We start from the raw sequence: 22,225 nt of genomic DNA on the forward strand, positions 1-22,225 counted from the left end.
TTTTAAATAAAATAAAGAAGAAGTCATTAATTTAAATTTTAGTCATATCACCCTATAAATGATAAAAAATAGTGCTTTTTTAATTCTATTTTTAATTACTTTTAAAAGCAGTGCTTTTATTTTTTTAAGTAACAATAAAGATATTCCAAATAATCTTAATAATAAAAATGCAGATTCTATTCGAGTTGCAGAAATTATTGAAATTGGAAATAAACATTATTATAAGGAAGAAATAGATTCATCGTATTACTTTTATAAAAATGCTTTAGAATTGGCTAAACGGATAGATTCTAAATCTCAAATAGCTGAATGTTTGTTTAATATTGCATATTATCATCAAGAAACCTATAAATTTAATAAAGCCATTGAGTATTTTAACGAGGCACTTATACATTATGAAGCGTTAAACAATTTGAAAATGGTAGCCCAAATTAAAAATTTAATTGGGTATAATTATTCAACTTTAACAGAGGGAGATAAAGCAATTGATTATTATTTTAAATCTCTAACTCTTTTCCGCAAATTGAATAACAAAGAAGGAGAGGCTTATAATTTTGTTGATATTGGAAATTTATATTATGAGAATGAAAATTATAATTTTGCTGAAAAATATTATAATGATGCCTTAGATATCTATATAAATTTAAAAGATACCCTTGGCATTTCATTAACCTATACAAATATTGCAAATGCAATAACAGACTCAGACGCTACTTCTAATGCGGTTGAATATTATTTTAAATCTATTGAATTACAGGAGTCTATTGAAGATAATGAAGGCATTGCTTTAAATTATAATAATATTGGAGATTATTATATGAAATTAAATAACTATGATGATGCTAAAGTTTATTTTAATAAAGCTCTTGAAAAAACAACAGAGTTAACAAATAAGGAAGGATTAAAAGCAATAATTTATTTAAACCTATCAGATTTAGAGAAAAGTATTGAGAATTATAATAACGCAATATTTTACGGGAATAAAAGTCTTGATATATCTAATAAATTAGGTTTGTTAGATATAAAAAAAGATAATTTAAAAAACTTGTCGTTTATATATGAAAAAAGAGGCAATAAGTTAAAAGCCTTAGATATTTTAAAACAATACACAGTAATAAATGATACTATTTTAAAAACCAATAAAAGAAAAAAGGTACTATTGTTTAATGCTTTAAATAAATTAGAGGAGTCAAATTTCAAAATTAATGAACTCTCATTAAAAAATGAAAATGAAAAGAAAATAATGTATTTTTTAGTTATTGCAATTTCAATTTTTGGTTTTTTAGTTATTGTTTTAATTTACCAACAAACATCAAAAAAGAAGGCCTATAATTTATTAGAATTTAAAAATTATCAAATTCAAAGAATGAATAGGGAAATTAAACTTCAAACAGATAATTTAAAATTATTAAATGATACTAAAGATAAATTTTTCTCAATAATTGCCCACGATTTAAAAAATCCATTTAATTCTATTAGAGGTTTTACAGAATTATTGATAGAAAACATGGCGACCTATGATGAAGAAAAACGCCTCAAATTTTTAAAAATTATTAAAGGTTCAACAACCAAGGCTTCAGATTTATTAAATAACCTATTAATCTGGGCAAATTCACAATCGGGAACTCTAAAATTTAAACCAGTTAAAATAGAGTTGGTAAAACAAGTTTCAGATGTTATTTCTTTGGTTGAAATTCAGGCAATTAATAAAGAAATTAGTATTTACAACAATGTATATCATAACTTGTTTGTAAATGCTGATGTAAATATGTTAAATACAATTCTTAGAAATTTACTATCTAACGCAATTAAATTTACAAAACTTAAAGGTGAAATTTATATAACTTCAAGTATTAAAGATAATTTTGCAACTGTTTCTATTAAAGATACTGGAGTAGGCATGACCCAAGCTTATATGGAAGATTTATTTAATATTGAAAACAAAAACTCTGGTATAGGTACAGCTAATGAGCAAGGATCTGGCCTTGGCCTTATTCTCTGTAAAGATTTTGTTGAAAAAAATGGTGGTAAAATTTGGGTTAAGAGTACGTTAAATAAAGGTAGTGAGTTTGTATTTTCTTTACCGGTTTACCAAGAATAGTTTTTTAAGTTAACTTCTTTTGCTTATTTTTTTCAAGTGTATTCTCTACTATTTCAAATATTTGCATTTTTAAATATTTATAACTACTTATAAATTTGTTTATTTTTAAAGCTAGACTGTTATGCGTTTCTAAAAAGTTTTCCTTGCTTTTATCAGCTCTATCAACTAAATCGGATATTTTTACTTCATGATTTAGCACTTTTTCTTTAAGACTTACACAATCATTCTTTTTTTCAAATATTTCTTTAGTAACTTCTTTAATGCGTTCATATAATCCAGCATCTAAAAAGTCAATATATTTTGCACTTAACAGATGCTTTAAAAATTGAATTTCATAACTGATAAAATCAATTTCAGAGAGCCACGTTTTAGAATCTTCATGAAATTCTTCAATGGATTTATTATTTGAGCTCCCACTTTTTTTACTTTTTAAAATTGTCGTCATTTTTATATATTTTTAATAAATTATGTATTCTAAAATTAAGAACTATTTGGTGTATTAAAAATGATGTGCATCATTTTATAGTATTTGTGTTAGCTTTTAATAAACTAAGTTGGTAATAGTGCATAAACATAGTTGTAAACTGTATTTTTTAAATTATTATAAGACTTTATAAAAGTTAGTATTTCATCTTCGAGTAGGTTAAATTCATTTGTTAGGTGAGAATCTTTTTTATGAATTTTCTCTTTTTTATTTTTTTTAATTTCCTGATTTACGAGGGTTAATTTCTTTAAAATCAGTAGTCTATTAAAATTAAAATCATCTAATTTTTTACTATATATTTGAATATTTTCAAACAAGTTTCTAGCATTTGTTGAAAAAGGGTAGGTGTTTATAATTTTTTTTAAAAAATCAATTTCAGTTTTAAAAAAAGTTAGATATGAAACCCAATTTTCCAATTTACCTACAAAATCATCCTTATTTTTATTACTAAAATTTAAATTGGTTGCCATGATTCTTATATTAAGGTTTTCTAAATTACGTTAGAATACCTAATTCTAAAATGATATTCATCAAGTCTAGAAACTAATAAGCTTTATTTTTTTGCTTTAATCTTGTACATTTTTTTTTAAAATTGAGCAAAATCATTTTAAAAATTTAATGCTATATATAGCTTTATAGGAAATATAAACATAAAGTGTCATGAAAAATTTACTAATTATATTTTTTTTCCTTCAAATTGCCACTTCAAGTATTGCACAAATATTGAGTAATGTTGATGAGGTTTATCCATTTCAAGAAGATTTAGCTGCAGTGCAAAAAAACAATCAATGGGGTTTTATTAATAAACAAGGTGAGTTAGTAATTGATTATAGAAGTGATTTGGTAGTAACAAATAATCTAGGCAATTCAAGTTCTTATCCAGTATTTAAAAATAATAGATGTTTAATTAAAAAACTAATTGATGAAATTTATTATTTTGGATATATAGATAACACGGGTACAATAGTTATAGCACCACAATTTTTAAACGCTACTAATTTTAAAAACGGACATGCACTAGTTATTGCTCCATCTAAAGAGGTTATTGGTTTTAATAAGCTTTTAAATAAAGATATAATTTCTTCTAATATTGAAGAATTTGTAATTAATACTATGGGTGAAAAAGTACGATATTTAGAAAACCCTTTTAAGTATAATTTGCAAAAAAGAAAATCTATAGTACCGCCAGTATTTCATTCTAAATTTATTGCACCAGGAATTGTTGCTGTTCAAAAACACGATATGAAATGGGATGTTTATCAATTTTAACTTAAAAAAAGTATGTCACTAAATTTCAATCAATTTGCAGCAGAAGCGAATTCTTTTTTAAAAGAATACGCTAAGGAATTAAACCTTAAGAATGATACAGATAAAGCAGGCAGAATTTTAACATCTATTTTGCACGGTTTGCGTGAAATTATTTCAATACAAGAATCTTTGCAGTTAATAGCCCAGTTTCCAATGTTTTTAAAGGCAGTTTATGTAAATGGATGGTCTAGCCATAGGAAAAATAAGATAAAAAATATGGAAGAATTTATAGATTTGGTTAGAGATTTTAATGGGATAACTTCTTTCCATGATTTAGAAAATGATGAACAGGTAGAGAACTACATACACACTACATTTATTCTATTGCGTAGATTTATTTCTCTAGGTGAATTGGAAGATATTAGAAGTGAATTACCAAAAGATTTAAAATCGATAGTATATCATAATTTTATGTTCTAAAAAGTTTAAAATGAATGCAATAAAAGAAATATATAAAGAAATAGATTTAAATATAGATTCCGTTAAATTAAAAGGGAATTTACGTTTGGCTGATAATAGTAAAGGAATTATTATTTTTTCTCACGGAAGCGGAAGTAGTAGGTTAAGTATTAGAAATAATTATGTTGCAGGTTTGCTATTAAATATGGGTTTTTCTAGCCTGCTTTTTGATCTTTTAACAACTAAAGAAGATCTTATTTACGAAAACAGATTTAATATTAAGTTACTTTCAGAAAGATTAGCCAAGGTTACTAAATGGGTGCGTTCTAATAAAGAAACTAAACATTTAAGTATCTGTTATTTTGGAGCTAGTACAGGTGCGGCTTCTGCATTAACTGCAGCGAGTATGTCTGATGATAGATACATTAAAGCTATTGTTTCAAGAGGAGGTAGACCAGATCTTGCACTTGGCATACTTGACAAAGTTAAAACACCAACTTTATTATTAGTTGGAGAAAAAGATAAAGCGGTAATTGAATTAAATAAACTTGCAAAAGCTAAAATAACAGGTATTTGTGAACTTAAAATTATTAAAGGAGCTTCTCATTTGTTTGAAGAATATGGTAAATTAGAAATTGTAGCCAAACTTTCCGGAGATTGGTTTAATAAATATATATGATGTTTAAAAATAGAGAAGAAGCAGGTATTTTATTGGCTGATAAATTGGTAAATTATAGTAATAAAAAAGATACTGTAATTGTAGCAATTCCTCGAGGAGGTGTTCCTGTAGGTTACCAAATTTGTAAAAAATTAAACCTTCCATTAGAAATTGTTCTTTCAAAAAAAATAGGACACCCTTTTAATAAGGAATACGCAATAGGGGCGGTAACTTTAGATAGTTATATTTTAAGTGAGGCTGTACCGGGAATTTCAAACAAATATATTGAAAAGGAGATTAAAAAAATAAGAGGTATTTTAAAACAAAGGCAGCAGTTATTTTATGGTTCAAAAAAAACAATTAATTTAAAAAATAAAACTGTAATTATTGTAGATGATGGTGTTGCAACTGGAAACACCCTAATTGCAAGTATAGAACTAATTAAAATTGCAGCACCTATAAAAATTATTGTAGCCCTTCCAGTAGCTCCTCCTTCAGCATTAAAAAGGATAAAAGCCTTATCTGCTGTATACATGACTATTTGTTTATTAGAACCTAGAAGTTTTCAGGCTGTTGGTCAATTTTTTGAAGAATTTAAACAGGTTGATGATACTCAAGTTATTGATTTGTTAAAACGAGCGAATGCAAATTTAAAAATAGATGAGCTTCATTTTTAAGCAAAGGGTTTCATTTCACCTTTTCTTTTTTTTAACTGTATTTTTAAATCGCGAATAGTTTCGTCTGTAGCCTCTTCAAAGGTTTCTTCGTTAGAAAATGCAACTATTTTTGGTCCGGGAAGACTTAATTCTATACGGCAGATTTTCCCTTTTCCTTTTGGGTCTTTTTCTAACTTATAAAATGTTTTTGCAGCAATAATCCAATCAAATTTTTTGTTAAGTTTTTGAAGTTTTTTAATTGCCAGATTTTCAACAGATTGATTGGTTGGCATTTTTTCAAATTGTACGTTAATTTTCATAGTTTTATATTTTAAATTAAAATAAGAAACAGGGAATTTTTTACGTTCCCTGCTTCCTTTTAAAGAGTTTAATTCTACCATTTAAGCTGCCATTTTGAATATATTTTATACCAAAATTAACCCAAACAAATGCAATTAAATAGTATTTTTACACTCTTTAATATTCTGCATAACACTTTATGCGCTACTTTCTCTAATTCATTTCAATTACTATAAGAAGAAGTTGTATAAAACGTTTTATTTATAGAAACAGCAAATTAATTTAACTTTATATAAAACGGATTTTTTACTCCAAATAACTACTTAAATTTTTTAGACAACTTCTTCTAAAAGAGCTTAAATAATTAGCTATTCTAAAAATCTACTAATTAAAAATTACTAAAACTCTTTATTTTTTTGAGAAACAGGAAGTTAGAACTTCCTGTTTCTTTTAAAAGGTTTTAAGTGTAAACTATCCATTTAAACAACTTTAAAACTGATTTTTTTACAAACAATACTAAAATTATAACCTATAAATACGCTCTTAAAACCTTAATTTTTTTAAATGTTTTTACATTAAATGTTTTAAAAAAAGTTTAATTTAACTATCAATGAACTTTTTTTATTGATTACTCAAAAGTAGGGTGGTGTTTTTAAAAATAATATGATTGCCATCAATTATAAGTATGATTGTAATCAGCTATTTTATTAAAAGAAAATAATACCGTACCCCATGCTTAATAAAAAAACACCAATAAAAAATAATAAGATATATAAAATTTGTACAAATTTTATATTCATATAATTTATCCAGGATATGGTATTTTTTGGAAATATAAATAGTGCCAGTCCATTTAATAAAGCAAACCAACCTATTATCGTTATAATTAATCTGTAATCACCTTTCCATAAATTATGGAATAAAATGTTTAGTAACCCAATAATTATGGATAAAAATGAAATAAGAATTGTAAATTTCTGATCTTCGAGATCTTTAATTATTTGTACAATTCTTTTTGGGTTAAAACTTAAAATAAAGAAAAAGATAATTAAATACCAACCCCAAAATTTTGCTAAAAAAAGTGATATATGTTCCATAATATTAAAATTTATTCGTGCAACACAAGAAATGGTATTTCTATATGATAACTAATTTCTTCCACAGTAGGTTTAAATAAAATACGTTGAAAAAGGTTAAGGTTTTTTGCAACCATTATAATTAAATCAATATTTCTACTTTCAACAAAACACTGCACACCATTTTCAATTTTATTAGAAGTAACTCTATGGAAACTATGGTTTTCATCTAAAAAATAATCGTTTAAAAATTCTCTGTTTCCCAATTGAAATTCGGACAATGTTTCGTTTTTCTTAGTTACATGTAATATTCTAATTGAAGAGTTATACATTTTTATAAATTCAGAAATATTTTTTAAAATTGTAGGTTCGTAGAAAATGTTATAGTCGGTTGGAAATGCAATTTCTACAGGAATTTTAAAGACTGCTTTTTCGGGAATTATTAAAACTGGACATTTAACTTTTGTTATTAAATCGCCTGTATTGCTTCCAATAATTACTTCAGCCAAACCCGAAGCACCTTTGGTTCCCATCACAATTAAGTCAATATTTTTTTCTTTTATTTCTTCTCTAATAGCATCTATAAAAAAATTGTATTTAGAAATTGAGAAAAAGTGATGGTTTGGATTGGAAATATTTTCTTGAATCTTTTTTTGCAGTTGTTTTAATCCTTTTTTGGCTTGCTTTAAAAGTGTGTTTTCGAGTACAGTTTCTGTTGGAATAATAGGCACATCTCCGGCAGCATAATTTGGAATTAATGTTACGTGTAATAAATAAAAATTACAGGGAGTTTTTTTAAAAAAACGTAAAGCATATTTAATTGCATTCCAAGAGTTTTCTGAAAAATCGGTAGGTATTAGTATATTTTTCATCTTTATAAAGTATTGAATGAATACTCTAATTTAAGACTGAAAAACAACGTGTTAAATGATAATTATCAATTCTAACAAAATATTGACCTAATTAATCTTTTTTAATTTATCAAGATTAATAATTTTTATGTTTCTTCCTTCAATTTCTATAATACCTTCTTTTTTAAAATCGGAAAGTGTTCTAATGAATGTTTCAGTTGCAATTCCAGCAATACTTGCTAAATCGCTTCTCGAAATTTTAGGATTATCGGTCGGAGATTTTTTTATTTTTTTTGAAAATTGTAAAATCGTACTTGCTGTTTTTCTTCTAACGGAACTGTATGCCATTTCTAATAAATGTTCTTTTATTTCAGATACATTATCAGATAAATAATCTATTAATTCTAATGTTAAAAAATGATTTTTTTCTAATAAACTTTGCAGTTCATTTTTTGTTAACCTAAAAGTTGTTACATTTTCAATTGCAGCTGCAGCTTCTTTATAATTTATGTTATGTGTAAATGATGTAAACCCAAAAAAATCATTCTCTTTATTAATAGAAGTTATTAATTCTTTGCCTTGTTCGTCTATTTTATATGTTTTAACTACCCCTGTATTAATTAGGTAAACGTAATTAGAGTTGTCTCCTTCATTATAAATAATTTCATTTGGTTGAAATGAAAACTCTTCAACATTTTCTGTAAAATAGCTTCTTAATTGATCTATTGTTTTTATTTCATTTGGTTGAAATAAAAACTCTTCAACATTTTCTGTCGTTATTTTAATTTTTTGTTTTTCTCTATTTTCATTAAATATAGCTACTTTTGCGAGACGACTTTCAATAGCGCTAAAAATTTCAGATTCATCAAAAGGTTTTGTTATATAATCATCAGCCCCCAAATCCATTCCTTTTCTAATATCTTTATATTCTGTTTTAGCTGAAAGAAATATAAAAGGTATTTGTTTGGTTGATTTTTCTTTAGAGAGTATATGCAGCACACCATAGCCATTTAATTCGGGCATCATAATATCACATATTATTATATCTGGCAGGTGTTTTTTAGCTTCGGCTACTCCAGTTTTTCCGTTATCGGCGGTAATTACTGTATAGCTCGCGAGTTCTAAAAGTTCAGCAGTGTTTTCTCTTACAACCGTATCGTCTTCTATTAGTAATACTTTTATCATAACTTGTTTATTATAGGTATTTTAAGTATAAATACAGAACCTTCGTTTTCTTTACTTTTAAAACTTATGGTTCCGCCTAAATTCTCTACATGAGCTTTTACAATGCTTAAACCAATGCCGGTGCCTTGGATATTGAGTGCATTTTCAGCTCTGAAATAACGATTAAATACATAATTTTGATCGTTTAAGGGGATTCCAATTCCTTTATCAATAATTACAAATGAGATATTTTTTCCATTCTTAATTATTTTAATGATTATGGTTGAATTTTCTGGTGAATACTTTACAGCATTACACATTAAATTAGATAAAATTAGTACTAAAATAATTTCATCTTGTTCTAAAATAAAGTCATCGATGTTATGGGGTATGTTAATTTTTTGTCCATTTTTTAAGAGCATATTTGTATTGTAAATAACTTCATTTATAACTTTACTTAAATTAAATTTTGTGATTTTATAGTTTACTTGGTTTGCATCTAAACGTTCTACAGATAAAAAATCGTTTAAAATATTATCTAAATAATGCACTTTACTTTCTATTGTTTTTATATGTTTTTCTCTTCTGTTTTGTTCACTTTTTAGCTGGTATTTATTTAACAACATAGTTGAAGTTAAAATACCACTTAGGGGTGTTTTAAACTCATGAGAAACTAAGGTTAAGAATTTGGTTTTAAGGTTGCTAAGTTCTTGCTCTTTTTTTAAAGTAAGTTTAATCTTATTTTCTGCTTCAACTCTTTTAGCTATTTCTTTTTTATAGTTTAAATTAAGTAGTTTTAATTGTTTTATTGTATTTTTTAATTGTAAGGTTCTTTGTGTTACTTTTTGCTCTAATTGTGTGTTTAAAGTTTCAATTTTAAGTTCATTTTGTTTTCTTACGGTAATATCAATTAATAAAGCAAGTACAAAATTATTGTTTTCAACCGAAAATGGATTTAAACCAATTTCAATAGGAAACTGTTTATTATTTTTTTTAATACCTGTTAAATTTGAATTGTGTGTTGTTTTTCTAATATTATTACTTTTAATAAAATTAGAAAAATGATGTTTATGGTTAGTATGGAATTTTTTAGGGATTAAAACATCTAATTTTTTATTAGAAAGTTCTTGGTTAGTATAACCAAACATTGTTTCTGCTGATGAATTGGCCGCTAAAATAGTTTGAGACTCATCAACAATAATTACTCCTTCTGGTATTGCTTCAAAAAGAATATTAAAAATATTTCGATTTTGAAAAAACATAGTATTATAAATAGTTTAATACTTCTTTAAATTTCGGAAAAAAATTGTTAATTATAGAATGTTTTGTACTTTATTTTAATAATTAATTGATAATTATCATTTTGTATTGTTGAATTAGGCTTTAAATTTATGTTGAATATCATTTTCAATTGTGCTATTTAAAACAACTAATGAGTGATTAAACAAAAAAACAGGAAATGCTAACCTTTAAAAATTATAATATTGCAGATTGGTTTTCATTTTATAGAATTGCGGCTGCACCTTTATTAATTGTCATGTTAATTTTAAATGAAAGAAACCTTTTTACGTGGTTTTTATTAATAAGTTACTGCACAGATGCAATTGATGGTTTTATTGCCAGAAAATTACAAATTACAAGCCCTAGAGGTTCTCAGTTAGATTCTTTTGGAGATCAAATTACGTTTATACTTGGTTTGGTGGGTATTTTAATTTTTGAGTATGATTTTATTAAAACCAATTATGTGTTAATAATTATTTCATTTTCTCCCTACCTTATTCAAATGTTAATTGCTTTTATAAAATATGGAAAGGCAACAGCATTTCATACATATTTAGCAAAATTATCTGCCATTGTACAAAGTGCTTTTATACTTTGGTTGTTATTTTTTGAACCAGTGTATTGGTTATTTTATGTAATGATTGTGATAGGAATATTAGAAACTATTGAAGAAATTACACTTATTTTTATGTACGATAATTGGGTAGCTGGTGTTAAAGGAATTTATTGGGCAATAAAAGATAAACGTAGAAGTAAAAAAACATAAATTGTATGCGAAGTTATCCACTTTATATTATAATTTTATTGTGTTTGTTAATTCTTATTATTGATGTAGTTACTTTTTATTGGTTGCTTTCTATAACACAACTAATTCCTTTTTCTTTTTTAAAAATATTAATTTATATATTTTTTTGGCTCTTTACTATAGGTTTAATTAGTTCAATTATTTTTTTAAAAGTAAACCTAAATGCATTTAATCCTCACAGAAAACAATTAATTACTTCTTGGTTGTATGGGTTGGTAATTTCGTCTTTAATCCCCAAATTTATTTTTATAATTTTTAGCACCATAATTAATATTACCAATACTTTTTTATCTGACGCAGTTTCTTTAATTGTTGTGGCATTGCTTGGTTTATTTGCTGGGTTTTTACCTTTTTTTATAATAGTTTATAGTATTTTTAGAGCCTTATATCGCTTTAAAACACATAAAGTTACAATTAGGTTTAAAAAATTAGAAAATGATTTAGAAGGCTTAAAAATAGTTCATATTTCAGACCTTCATTTAGGAAGTTTTAATTTTAGATATCATATTTTAGATAGGGCAATTCTTACAATAAATGAGTTAAAACCCGACTTTATTTTTTTTACGGGAGATTTGGTGAACAATTATGCCTGGGAATTAAAAGGTTGGAGCACTGTTTTTAAGCAATTAAAAGCAACTACAGGTAAGTTTGCAGTATTGGGAAATCACGATTATGGCGATTACAGTTTCTGGAAATCTGAAAAGGCTAAATTAACAAATCAAGAAATACTTCATTATTTTTTTAAGAAAATTGATTTTAAATTATTGTTAAATGAATCGGAATTGGTTAAACTTAAAAACACCAATATTGCAATTGTTGGTGTTGAAAACTGGGGACTGCCACCTTTTAAACAATATGGAGATTTACAAAAAGCATTACATAATGTGCCTAAAGGGGTCTTTAAAATATTACTCTCTCACGATCCATCACATTGGAGTAAAGAAGTATTAGAAGAAACCGATATCGCACTAACTCTTTCCGGGCATACGCACGGTATGCAAGCAGGTATTTCTATAAAAAGTAAAAAATGGAGTCCAATAAAATATAAATATAAACATTGGGCAGGTTTATATAAGGTTAAACAGCAATATTTATATGTAAATCGTGGTTTAGGCTGGTTGGGATATCCTGGCAGGCTAGGGATGCGCCCAGAAATTACATGTATTACACTTAAAAAAAAGTAACTCAACAATTAAAACCCCACTTTGTTTTTTAATGAAGGAACTTCCCAATTTATCATTTCTTTTAAAAATTCGTCTACTTTTTCTATAATTAGTTTTTCATTAATTGTTTCTGGTGCATAAGTTTCTATTTCTGTTTCATTATGGTTGTCTATTGCGTTCTCAACTATTGGGAATAGAATAAAAATATTTACATCTCCATTATGCGATTGTGAAAACACTAAAGAACCTCCTTTTATAAACTGGTAAGAAGGTATTTTATTTGTACTTTCAATTAAATCATCTGGAAAAGATTCTAATGTTATATTTATCGCCTCGTTGGTGTTTATCCAGTTGAGCTCTTGAACACGCCACCCAATAGTATATTTTTTGGTAATAGTGTTTAGCGTAGCAATAAGTAAATTTTTTGTTTGCGTTTGCCAACATATTTTTTTTTCTACAACGGTTTTAATAGAATTTTTATAATCATTAACACGTTCTTCTAAATGCTCTATTTTCATATTTAAAAATTTAGATAAAAAATATTGAATTTTAACTAAAATCTAAACTACTAATGATACCGTTTTGGATCAGAATTTCTTCGTTTAATAATAGTTTCTAAATGGTATCTTTTTAGATCATCTCCATAATAATTTGTAATTCTAACCTGTTTGCTTCTATGCAAATTAATTCCATAAAATCTTTTTGGTAAAATAGTAGTACTTAGCCAATTTCCATCGTTGAGGTAAAAGTAGTTATTCAAATAAAAATCATAATAAATTTCATAATCTGGAAAATAAATATATCTAATGGCTTCTACCTTATTTGGATAATACCATGCTGGAGGAGGAATGTTGCCTGCTTTTGAAATATAAACAAACGACCCACAGCTGCTTATCAATAGTATAATTAGTATTAGAAATAAAATGCCTCTATTCATATTTTTATTAAATCTTTATGAAAGTTACCCAAAAAAGCAAACTGATAAAATGATATATATCAATTTTGAAGTAAGAACTTTAACAATAGTTTCATTTTTTAACCTTACTCAAAATTAAGTATAAAATGAAAAAATAGTAGGTTGAATTCAGGTTTTTGAAAACTCTTTTTGTACATTGAAATTTCTAAAATATATATAAATGATAACCATAGATAAATCAACATTCATTTTTTTAAAAAATTTAAAAGAAAATAATAATAGAGATTGGTTTACAGAAAACAAACCTCAATTTCAAATTGAACAAAAAAAGACTAAAGAATTTTATAAAACTTTAATGGAACGTTTAAAATTGCATGATGCAATTGATGCTTTTAAGTTTTTTAGAATTTATAGAGATGTACGATTTTCTAAAGATAAAACTCCATATAAAATTCATTTTTCAGGATCATTTTCTAGAGCAACCAATAGATTAAGAGGTGGCTATTATTTACATATTAGTCCGGAAGGAAGTTTTGTGGCTGGTGGATTTTGGCAACCTAATAAAGAAGATTTATTGCGAATTAGAAAAGAATTTGAAATGGATACTTCTGAAATTAGAGCAATAATAAGCGACAAAACATTTGTGAAACATTTTGAAAAATTACAAGGCGAATCTTTAAAAACTGCGCCAAGAGGTTTTGATAAAGAACATCAAGATATTGACCTAATTAGAATGAAACAGTTTATTGTAGTGCGTAATTTTAGCGAAAAAGAAGTGTTGGCACCTAATTTTATGGATGAAGTAAATGCTAGTTTTAAAGCAATGCGACCTTATTTTGATTATATGAGTGAAATACTCACCACAGATTTGAATGGAGTGTCAATTTTAGATTAAAAAAGGTTATGTAAAAATAAATTTTACATAACCTTTTTTTCTATTTTATAAAACAAACTATCCTTTGTTTTTGATGCTAGCAGCGCAGCAAACCATAAGTAGTACTATTAGTTAACTAACTGTTACACGTTAACAATGCCATATAAAATCCGTCGTAACCTGTTTTAAAAGGAGATACTTTATGGTCTTTAATAATAGTAAAATTAGGATTGTTTTTTAAGAAAGTCTTTACTTGTTTTTCATTTTCAGAAGGTAATATAGAACAGGTTGCATATACCAACTTTCCGCCAACTTTTACTAATTTAGAATAGTTTTCTAATATTTCGGCTTGAGTTTTAATAATATTTTCAACAAACGCTGGTTCTAATTTCCATTTGCTATCTGGGTTTCTTTTTAAAACTCCAATACCACTACACGGAGCATCAATTAAAACTCTGTCGGCAGTACCTTTCATTTTCTTCAGTACTTTTGTAGAATCCAATACCTTTGTTGTAACATTGTGAACTCCAGCTCTCCGCGTTCTAATTTTTAATTTCTTTAATTTACTTTCGTAAATATCCGTTGCAATAATGTTTCCTTTATTTTCCATTAAAGCAGCCAAATGCAATGTTTTTCCTCCTGCACCAGCACACGTATCAATAACTTTCATACCAGGTTTTACATCTAAAAAAGCGGCCACTAATTGAGAGGAAGCGTCTTGTACTTCAAAAAGTCCGTCTTTAAAACAACTTGTTTTAAAAACATTGGCACGTTCCACTAATTTTAACGCATCTGGATAGCCATCAATAAAAGTAGTAGCAATTCCTTCATCGGCAAGTTTTTTTCTAAGTGAAGCTTTATTGGTTCTTAGCGTATTTGTACGTAAAATAACTTCAGCTTGCATATTTAAAGCCGTAATTTCTTTAGACCAGTGTTTTTCGCCTAATTCTTTTATAGCTAACTCATCTAACCAATCTGGAATAGACTCTTTAAAGACTCTAACTTTTTGAAGTTCATCAAATTTACCTTTAATTCTTCTTTCTGGAACTCCTTGTAACTGATTCCAATCTGGTAACTTATAACCCTTTAAAATAGCAAAAACAGCAAAGTTTTTCCAAACATTTTCTGTTGAATAATGAGATTTTGTTCCAGCTATTTCGTTGTACAATCGTTTCCAACGTACCATTTCGTAAATAGTTTCTGCAACAAATTTGCGGTCTCTCGCTCCCCAACGCGCATCGCGTTTTAATGCTTTTTGAACCACTTTATCTGCATATTCTCCTTCATTAAAAATTAATTTTATGGCATCTACAACTGTAAATACTAAATTTCTGTGTAATCTCATATTAAAAATTTAAGGCTGCAAAGATACATAATTTGTAGCTAAGAAGTTAGGCTTTAAATTTAGAGATTGTTTATTGCTGATCTAATTATTACCTTCGTGCTTTCATTTAAAAAATGCCAAACTACAAACTTAATACTGCTATAGCTTATTTAAAAGGTGTTGGACCTAATAGAGCTATTTTACTTAAATCGGAATTAGGCATTCATACATTTGGCGATTTAATTAATTTTTTTCCCAATAGGTATATAGATAGAACTCAGTTTTTTAAGATAAATCAACTTCAAAATAACACATCTGAAGTTCAAATTATTGGAAAAATAACCACTATAAAAACGGTTCAACAAAAGCGTGGAAGTAGGTTGGCAGCAACTTTTACCGATGGTACTGGAACCATGGAATTAGTTTGGTTTAGAGGTGCAAAATGGATAAAAGATGCATTAAAAATTAATACTCCGTATGTAATTTTTGGAAAAACTAATTTTTTTAATGGCTTATTTTCTATGCCACATCCAGAAATGGAATTGCTTGTAGATTATAAAAAAAGTTTGCGAACGGCAATGCAGCCCATTTATCCTTCAACCGAAAAATTAACAAACAAAGGAATTTCAAATAAAATTGTGTCTAAAATGATTCAGAATTTGTTTGAAGAGGTGCAAGGTGATTTTACAGAAACCTTGTCAGCTTCAATTATAAATGAACTTCATTTAATTTCAAAAAAGGAAGCACTTTTAAATATTCATTTTCCACAAAATCAAGAATTATTAACTAAAGCACAAATTAGACTTAAGTTTGAAGAATTGTTTTTTATTCAATTACAACTCATTCGAAAAAAATTAGTTAGAAAGTCGAAAATTAAAGGCTTCAATTTTGAAAAAGTAGGCGATAATTTTAATAATTTTTACACTAATAAACTACCATTCCATTTAACCAATGCGCAAAAAAGAGTGCTAAAAGAAATACGGAAAGATTTAGGTTCTAATGCGCAAATGAATCGTTTACTGCAAGGAGATGTAGGCTCTGGAAAAACAATAGTAGCATTGTTAACAATGTTAATTGCCTTAGATAATGGTTTTCAGGCAGCATTAATGGCGCCTACCGAAATTTTAGCGACACAGCATTATAATTCGCTGGTAGCATTGTTAGAGGGTTTAAATATTTCTATAAAATTGCTAACAGGTTCTACAAAAACAAAAGAACGAAGAATTATACACGAACAATTAGAAAATGGCACATTAAACATATTAATAGGCACCCATGCGCTTATTGAAGATAAAGTAAAGTTTAAAAATCTAGGCATTGCAATAATTGATGAACAACATAGATTTGGTGTAGCCCAACGTTCTAAAATGTGGCAAAAAAATCAATTACCACCGCACGTGTTGGTAATGACAGCAACTCCGATTCCAAGAACATTAGCAATGAGTGTGTATGGCGATTTAGATATTTCTGTTATTGATGAATTACCTCCAGGCAGAAAAGAAGTAAAAACAGCACATAGATATGATGCGAACCGATTATCTGTATTTAAATTTTTAAAAGAAGAAATTGCAAAAGGGCGCCAAGTGTACGTTGTGTATCCGTTAATTAACGAATCTGAAGCGATGGATTATAAAGATTTAATGGACGGATACGAAAGTATTGCACGTGAGTTTCCATTGCCAAACTACCAAATTAGCATTGTACATGGTAAAATGAAACCTGCTGATAAGGAGTACGAAATGCAACGCTTTATAAATGGTGATACTCAAATTATGGTAGCAACAACCGTAATAGAAGTTGGAGTAAATATTCCTAATGCAAGTGTAATGGTTATTGAAAGTGCTGAGCGGTTTGGCTTGTCTCAGTTACATCAATTACGCGGTAGAGTAGGACGTGGAGCTGAACAAAGTTATTGTATTTTAATGACCAGTTTTAAACTATCTGCAGATGCTAAAATTCGTTTAAATACAATGGTTGATACCAGTGATGGCTTTAAAATTGCAGAAGTTGATTTAAAATTACGAGGACCAGGAAATTTAATGGGAACCCAACAAAGTGGTGTGTTAAATTTATGTATTGCAGATATTGTGAAAGACACACAGTTATTAAAAAAAGCAAGAGCTATTGCAATTGATGTGCTCACAAAAGATCCTTTATTAAAATTGCCTGAAAACAATTTTATTAGAATTGCTTACCAAGAAATTAGTAAAAACAGTACAATTTGGTCTAATATTAGCTAAATTTATTTATAAACAACCATCAAAAAAGTTGCTTAAGGTTTAAGTTTAAAGTTGGTTTGTTTATCTTTGCATCTTGTTAAAAATAAAATCTAAAGATGAAAATATCATACAATTGGTTGAAACAGTTTTTAAAGGTTGATTGGGAAGCTGAAAAAACAGGAGAATTGTTAACCGATTTAGGACTTGAAGTAGAGGGTCTTGAAACTGTAGAATCTATTAAAGGAAGTTTAGAAGGCATTGTAATTGGTAAAGTTTTAACATGCGTGCAACACCCTAACGCAGACAGATTAAAAATTACAATTGTAGATTTAGGAAATGGTGAACCAGTACAAATAGTTTGTGGAGCACCAAATGTAGCTGCTGGTCAAACTGTGCCGGTTGCAACCATTGGAACAATGTTGTATGATGCTAATGGTGAAGGTTTTAAAATTAAAAAAGGTAAAATTAGAGGAGAAGAAAGTCACGGAATGATTTGCGCCGAAGATGAATTAGGTTTAGGAAGCAGTCACGATGGGATTATGGTTTTGGACGAAACTTTAAAAGCTGGTACTCCAGCTGCTACAGTTTTTAATATTGAAAAAGATGAGGTTTTTGAAATTGGTTTAACACCAAATAGGGCAGATGCCATGAGCCATTATGGAACTGCACGTGATTTACGCGCAGGGCTTATTCAAAAAGGGATATCTTTAGAATTAATTTCTCCTTCGGTAAGCGATTTTCATGTAGATGATAGAACTTTAAAATTTGATGTAATAGTTGAAGATGAAGAAAAAGCGCCAAGATATGCGGGTGTTACTATTTCAGATATTACAGTTAAAGATTCGCCAGATTGGCTTCAAAATAGATTAAAAGCGATAGGATTAACTCCAATAAATAATATTGTTGATGTTACTAATTATGTGCTGCACGAATTAGGTCAGCCATTGCATGCTTTTGATGCTTCAAAAGTAAAAGGAAATAAAATTATTGTAAAAACCTTACCTACAGGAACAAAATTTACAACCTTAGACGAAGTTGAACGCGAATTGCACGAGGAAGATTTAATGATCTGTAATGGAAATGAAGAACCAATGTGTATTGCAGGTGTTTTTGGAGGCTTAAATTCTGGAGTTACGGAAAATACAACTTCAATATTTTTAGAAAGTGCTTATTTTAATCCAATTACAATTAGAAAAACTGCTAAAAGACATGCCTTAAATACCGATGCGTCTTTTAGATTTGAAAGAGGAATCGACCCTTCAATTACAAAATATGCCTTAAGACGTGCTGCTAATTTAATTTTAGAAGTTGCAGGCGGAAAAGTTTCATCTGAAATTGCAGAGTTTTATCCTGTAAAATTTGAAGATTTTCAGGTGTTCTTGTCTTATCAAAAAATGAACCGTTTAATTGGAGCTGAAATTCCAAAAGAAACCGTAAAAAATATTTTAGCTTCGTTAGATATTAAGTTCAATAGCGTAACCGAAGGAGGTATTGGTTTAACAATTCCTGCGTACCGTGTAGATGTTACTAGAGAAGCCGATGTTATTGAAGAAATTTTACGTGTTTATGGTTATAACAATGTAGAATTTTCGCACAAATTAAATACTTCAATTTCTTTTTCTGAATTTGATGATGTAAAAATAGAAAACGTTATTTCTAACCAATTAGTTGCTCAAGGTTTTAATGAAACTATGGCAAATTCTTTAACAAAGTCAGACTATGTTTCATTGTCTGAAATGTTAAATGAAGAGCATAATGTAGTGATGTTAAATCCCCTAAGCAACGATTTAAATGTGATGCGTCAGTCGTTGTTATTTAGTGGATTAGAATCTGTTGTTTATAATATCAACCGAAAAAACAATGCTTTAAAATTCTTCGAGTTTGGAAAAACATACCATAAGTTTGAAAGCGGTTATGCTGAACAAAAGCATTTAACCTTATTTGTTTCTGGAGCAAGAGCAAAAGAACGTTGGAATGTTGTTCAAAAAAAATCTGATTTCTTTTATTTAAAAGGAATTGTAACTGCATTGTTACAACGTTTAGGAATTGATAAGTTTAAAACAATACCTACAAAAAACGATGTTTTCTCCGAAGGAATTACCTTAAGTTTAGGAAAGATTAAATTGGTAGATTTAGGTGTAGTAAAGCGAGCTATAAATAAAGAATTTGGAATAAAACAAGAAGTATTATTTGCAGATTTTAATTGGGAGAATATCTTAAAAGTTGGTGGAAAATCATCTATTAATGTTTCTAATTTACCTAAATTTCCAGCAGTAAAACGGGACTTTTCTTTGTTGCTAGACAAAGAAGTTACTTTTAACGAACTTTATAATTTAGCGTTTCAAGCAGAAAAGAAGTTACTAAAACAAGTTGATTTGTTTGATGTTTATGAAGGTGATAAATTAGAGGAAGGAAAAAAATCGTACGCAGTTAGTTTTTTATTACAAGATGAAAACAAAACCTTAAACGATAAGCAAATAGACAAGGTTATGCAGAAATTGCAACAAACATTTGAAAAAAATGTGGGTGCAACATTACGCTAAATATAAGTGTACCGCAAAATCTTAACATACTATAAAACAAACTTCAAAAACTCTTTAAAAAGAGTTTTTGTTTTTTAAAAGTGTTTTAAAAACGGTACTGGTTTTTTATTCATAAATAATTGCATAGAATGCTTAAAACCATATTTAATTTTTACCAATATAAAAGCTTTTAAAAGCATACTTTATAAAGCTATATTAGTTTTTTTTGTAAAAAATACCAGTATTTTTAATGTTGTTTATAGTATAGATTATAAAATGTATAGTATAGATGACAACGTTTATACGTATAGATATACAACATTTATAGTATAAATAATTGGCAAGGGTATAATTATACTATTAAAGCATATTTTTGTTCACTTATTACTGCAAAAAATATAAAATTAATAAGTATAAAAATGACTATTTGAAAAGAAACCAGCGCTTTATAAAATTACAATAGTTGTGTTAATATTAGATTAAATTTTTTATATTTGAATGTTACTCCAAAATGCTATGGATTTTACAATAAATATTTTAAACTTTTATACACCTCATCCCGATAATTTTTTGGGGATAAACGTATGTAATATGATTTTATAACAAGTTGTAGCTAATATTAAAAATACTATGAAAATTATTGAATAAATGAACAAAACATTGAAAACCAATGGAGATATAAATAGACTCGGAGATAAAATTAGACTTGAATTCCCAGAAATAAAGGATACCACAAAAGAACAAATTCAAGAGCACAGAATATCATTTAAAGACTCAACAAATACCACATTTAATTCTTTATGTTCCTTAAGCAAGAGAGTAAATAAAAACGCTATTATAACTTACCGAATAAAGAGGATTGAAACTATAATTGGTAAATTGAATAGAGAGAAAAAAACGAAAGAAAAACAACTATTTGCTAGAATGTGGGATATCTCAGGATGTCGGTGTATAGTTGACAATGATAGAGAAGTTTATAAATTAGAAAAACTTATTTCAAAAATATTTATTGTTAGAAAACGAAAAGATTACATTAAAACTCCGAAAGAAAACGGTTATAAATCTCTTCATCTATACATACAAGTTCCAAATGATAATAAAGTTATAGAAGTACAATTAAGGAATAGACTTGACCATAATTGGGCTACTCTTGTTGAGATTACAGATTTAATATTTGATTCCCAATTGAAAGAAATAGGAAAGGATAAAAAGCTTGAGAAATTTTTATTTTTACTATCTAAAAGAAAATCATTAGTTTTTGATGATAAAAAATATATTGCTAAAACCTTAAGAGAATATCAATATATTGAAAACTTAAGTAAAGTATTTACGAGAAACTATTTAAAAGTAAGAAATAGATGGCTTGAATTGGAAATGAAATACTCCCATAAATTCTTTTTAATAGAAACCAAAAAAAATGAAATTCCAATTATTAATTCTTTTAATGGATTCAACACCGCTGAAAAAGAATATTTTAAGCGATACTTAAGTAATCACAATTCGAATATAGTTTTAACCCATTTAACTAAACCAAGTTACAAAAATATAAGCAGTGCGTATTCAAATTACATCTTAACCGTTCATAGTGTTTTGGATGATATAACTATAATTTTAAGAGAATTAATTATTGAATCAATTAAAGAAAAAAAGTATTTTTCCTTTTTAAAATACTATAATTTACATTTATCAATTCTTTACAATCATATAAATAATTTAAACACGGAAATATTAGTTTCTAACGCTGCAGGAAATAATAAAAATGGAAATCTTTTAAAACAAAAAGAATGGAAAAATGATATTCAAAAGCAAAAGGAAAAAATTGATAAAAATGAGAGGAAATTATATCTAGATGCCAATAAACACAAAGTTAAATATAAAATGACTGAAATATTTTTAAATCTATCTCTAAAAACTATAATTAGATTGAATAAAAGAAGATTAAAAAAATACTAGCTACAACAATGCATAACCAAAATTGTTGCATTTAGTAGAATAGAATGTTTCTTAATACTAATTTTATTAGTTTTATAAAACGAAAAATTGCGATAACCAAAACACAACTTTGGTTATTCTAAACCGTTGGCAAACTTATTGACCCGTCCTGAAATAAGGCTACATAATTTT

General features: G+C 27.3%; 21 protein-coding genes. 11 read left to right on the forward strand and 10 right to left on the reverse strand.

Annotated elements, in window-relative coordinates:
* Positions 1-58: 58 nt before the first annotated feature.
* Positions 59-2,101: a tetratricopeptide repeat-containing sensor histidine kinase gene (locus IEW75_RS10290; protein WP_134246352.1), complete on the forward strand. Its 2,043-nt coding sequence runs from the start codon at positions 59-61 to the stop codon at positions 2,099-2,101.
* 4 nt (positions 2,102-2,105) lie between these two features.
* Here the strand turns inward: IEW75_RS10290 and IEW75_RS10295 are convergent, their stop codons facing one another.
* Positions 2,106-2,546, reverse strand: coding sequence for a hypothetical protein (locus tag IEW75_RS10295; protein WP_134246353.1), 441 nt, complete (start codon positions 2,544-2,546; stop codon positions 2,106-2,108).
* 104 nt (positions 2,547-2,650) lie between these two features.
* A complete protein-coding gene (locus IEW75_RS10300; protein WP_134246354.1) occupies positions 2,651-3,055 on the reverse strand; it encodes a hypothetical protein in 405 nt (134 codons plus the stop codon).
* A 190-nt stretch (positions 3,056-3,245) separates the two neighbouring features.
* Here IEW75_RS10300 and IEW75_RS10305 point away from each other — a divergent pair, with 190 nt between their 5' ends.
* The 4 genes from IEW75_RS10305 to IEW75_RS10320 are packed head-to-tail and all read left to right on the forward strand — an operon-like array spanning position 3,246 to position 5,627.
* Entirely contained in the window at positions 3,246-3,854 is a 609-nt protein-coding gene (locus tag IEW75_RS10305; protein WP_134246355.1) for a WG repeat-containing protein, read from the forward strand.
* Between the two features lie 12 nt (positions 3,855-3,866).
* Entirely contained in the window at positions 3,867-4,313 is a 447-nt protein-coding gene (locus tag IEW75_RS10310) for a DUF2267 domain-containing protein (protein ID WP_134246356.1), read from the forward strand.
* Between the two features lie 10 nt (positions 4,314-4,323).
* Complete coding sequence (locus IEW75_RS10315; RefSeq protein WP_134246357.1) at positions 4,324-4,971, forward strand: dienelactone hydrolase family protein; 648 nt, start codon at positions 4,324-4,326, stop codon at positions 4,969-4,971.
* The gene (locus IEW75_RS10320) at positions 4,968-5,627 is read left to right on the forward strand and encodes a phosphoribosyltransferase (RefSeq protein ID WP_134246358.1); all 660 of its coding nucleotides are present in this window, start codon (positions 4,968-4,970) and stop codon (positions 5,625-5,627) included. Before IEW75_RS10315 ends, IEW75_RS10320 begins: the two co-directional genes overlap by 4 nt.
* Here IEW75_RS10320 and IEW75_RS10325 read toward each other — a convergent pair.
* The 5 genes from IEW75_RS10325 to IEW75_RS10345 form a co-directional block, all read right to left on the reverse strand.
* Entirely contained in the window at positions 5,624-6,007 is a 384-nt protein-coding gene (locus IEW75_RS10325; protein WP_229714437.1) for an HPF/RaiA family ribosome-associated protein, read from the reverse strand. The two genes, IEW75_RS10320 and IEW75_RS10325, sit on opposite strands and share 4 nt — an antisense overlap.
* A 606-nt stretch (positions 6,008-6,613) precedes the next feature.
* Entirely contained in the window at positions 6,614-7,003 is a 390-nt protein-coding gene (locus tag IEW75_RS10330; protein ID WP_134246359.1) for a hypothetical protein, read from the reverse strand.
* A gap of 11 nt (positions 7,004-7,014) precedes the next feature.
* Positions 7,015-7,854 (reverse strand): universal stress protein, encoded by an 840-nt coding sequence (locus IEW75_RS10335; protein WP_134246360.1) that lies wholly within the window; start codon positions 7,852-7,854, stop codon positions 7,015-7,017.
* Positions 7,855-7,941: 87 nt separating this feature from the next.
* Entirely contained in the window at positions 7,942-9,018 is a 1,077-nt protein-coding gene (locus tag IEW75_RS10340) for a response regulator (RefSeq protein WP_134246361.1), read from the reverse strand.
* Positions 9,015-10,259, reverse strand: a complete 1,245-nt coding sequence (locus tag IEW75_RS10345; RefSeq protein WP_134246362.1) for a PAS domain-containing sensor histidine kinase — start codon at positions 10,257-10,259, stop codon at positions 9,015-9,017. The genes IEW75_RS10340 and IEW75_RS10345 overlap by 4 nt, the downstream gene beginning before the upstream one ends.
* 197 nt (positions 10,260-10,456) lie before the next feature.
* On the opposite strand from IEW75_RS10345, the gene IEW75_RS10350 reads away from it, so the two are divergent.
* Positions 10,457-11,044: a CDP-alcohol phosphatidyltransferase family protein gene (locus IEW75_RS10350; RefSeq protein ID WP_134246363.1), complete on the forward strand. Its 588-nt coding sequence runs from the start codon at positions 10,457-10,459 to the stop codon at positions 11,042-11,044.
* 5 nt (positions 11,045-11,049) lie between these two features.
* Positions 11,050-12,267, forward strand: coding sequence for a metallophosphoesterase (locus IEW75_RS10355; protein WP_134246364.1), 1,218 nt, complete (start codon positions 11,050-11,052; stop codon positions 12,265-12,267).
* Between the two features lie 8 nt (positions 12,268-12,275).
* Here the strand turns inward: IEW75_RS10355 and IEW75_RS10360 are convergent, their stop codons facing one another.
* Together IEW75_RS10360 and IEW75_RS10365 are read right to left on the reverse strand one after the other, a co-directional pair.
* Complete coding sequence (locus tag IEW75_RS10360; RefSeq protein WP_134246365.1) at positions 12,276-12,764, reverse strand: hypothetical protein; 489 nt, start codon at positions 12,762-12,764, stop codon at positions 12,276-12,278.
* A gap of 50 nt (positions 12,765-12,814) precedes the next feature.
* Complete coding sequence (locus IEW75_RS10365) at positions 12,815-13,183, reverse strand: hypothetical protein (protein ID WP_134246366.1); 369 nt, start codon at positions 13,181-13,183, stop codon at positions 12,815-12,817.
* Positions 13,184-13,382: 199 nt separating this feature from the next.
* On the opposite strand from IEW75_RS10365, the gene IEW75_RS10370 reads away from it, so the two are divergent.
* Positions 13,383-14,057, forward strand: coding sequence for a DUF2461 domain-containing protein (locus IEW75_RS10370; protein WP_134246367.1), 675 nt, complete (start codon positions 13,383-13,385; stop codon positions 14,055-14,057).
* Positions 14,058-14,172: 115 nt separating this feature from the next.
* On the opposite strand, the gene IEW75_RS10375 is transcribed toward IEW75_RS10370, so the two are convergent.
* A complete protein-coding gene (locus tag IEW75_RS10375) occupies positions 14,173-15,381 on the reverse strand; it encodes an RsmB/NOP family class I SAM-dependent RNA methyltransferase (protein ID WP_134246368.1) in 1,209 nt (402 codons plus the stop codon).
* A 113-nt stretch (positions 15,382-15,494) separates the two neighbouring features.
* Between IEW75_RS10375 and recG the strand changes: the two genes are divergently transcribed.
* From recG to IEW75_RS10390, 3 genes are all read left to right on the forward strand, one after another.
* Entirely contained in the window at positions 15,495-17,600 is a 2,106-nt protein-coding gene (recG, locus tag IEW75_RS10380; protein ID WP_134246369.1) for an ATP-dependent DNA helicase RecG, read from the forward strand.
* 95 nt (positions 17,601-17,695) lie between these two features.
* Positions 17,696-20,122: a phenylalanine--tRNA ligase subunit beta gene (gene pheT / locus IEW75_RS10385; RefSeq protein ID WP_134246370.1), complete on the forward strand. Its 2,427-nt coding sequence runs from the start codon at positions 17,696-17,698 to the stop codon at positions 20,120-20,122.
* 627 nt (positions 20,123-20,749) lie between these two features.
* The gene (locus tag IEW75_RS10390; protein WP_134246371.1) at positions 20,750-22,054 is read left to right on the forward strand and encodes a RelA/SpoT domain-containing protein; all 1,305 of its coding nucleotides are present in this window, start codon (positions 20,750-20,752) and stop codon (positions 22,052-22,054) included.
* Positions 22,055-22,225 lie beyond the last annotated feature (171 nt).

The sequence above is a fragment of the Lutibacter litoralis genome (assembly GCF_014646675.1).
GTDB lineage: Bacteria > Bacteroidota > Bacteroidia > Flavobacteriales > Flavobacteriaceae > Lutibacter > Lutibacter litoralis.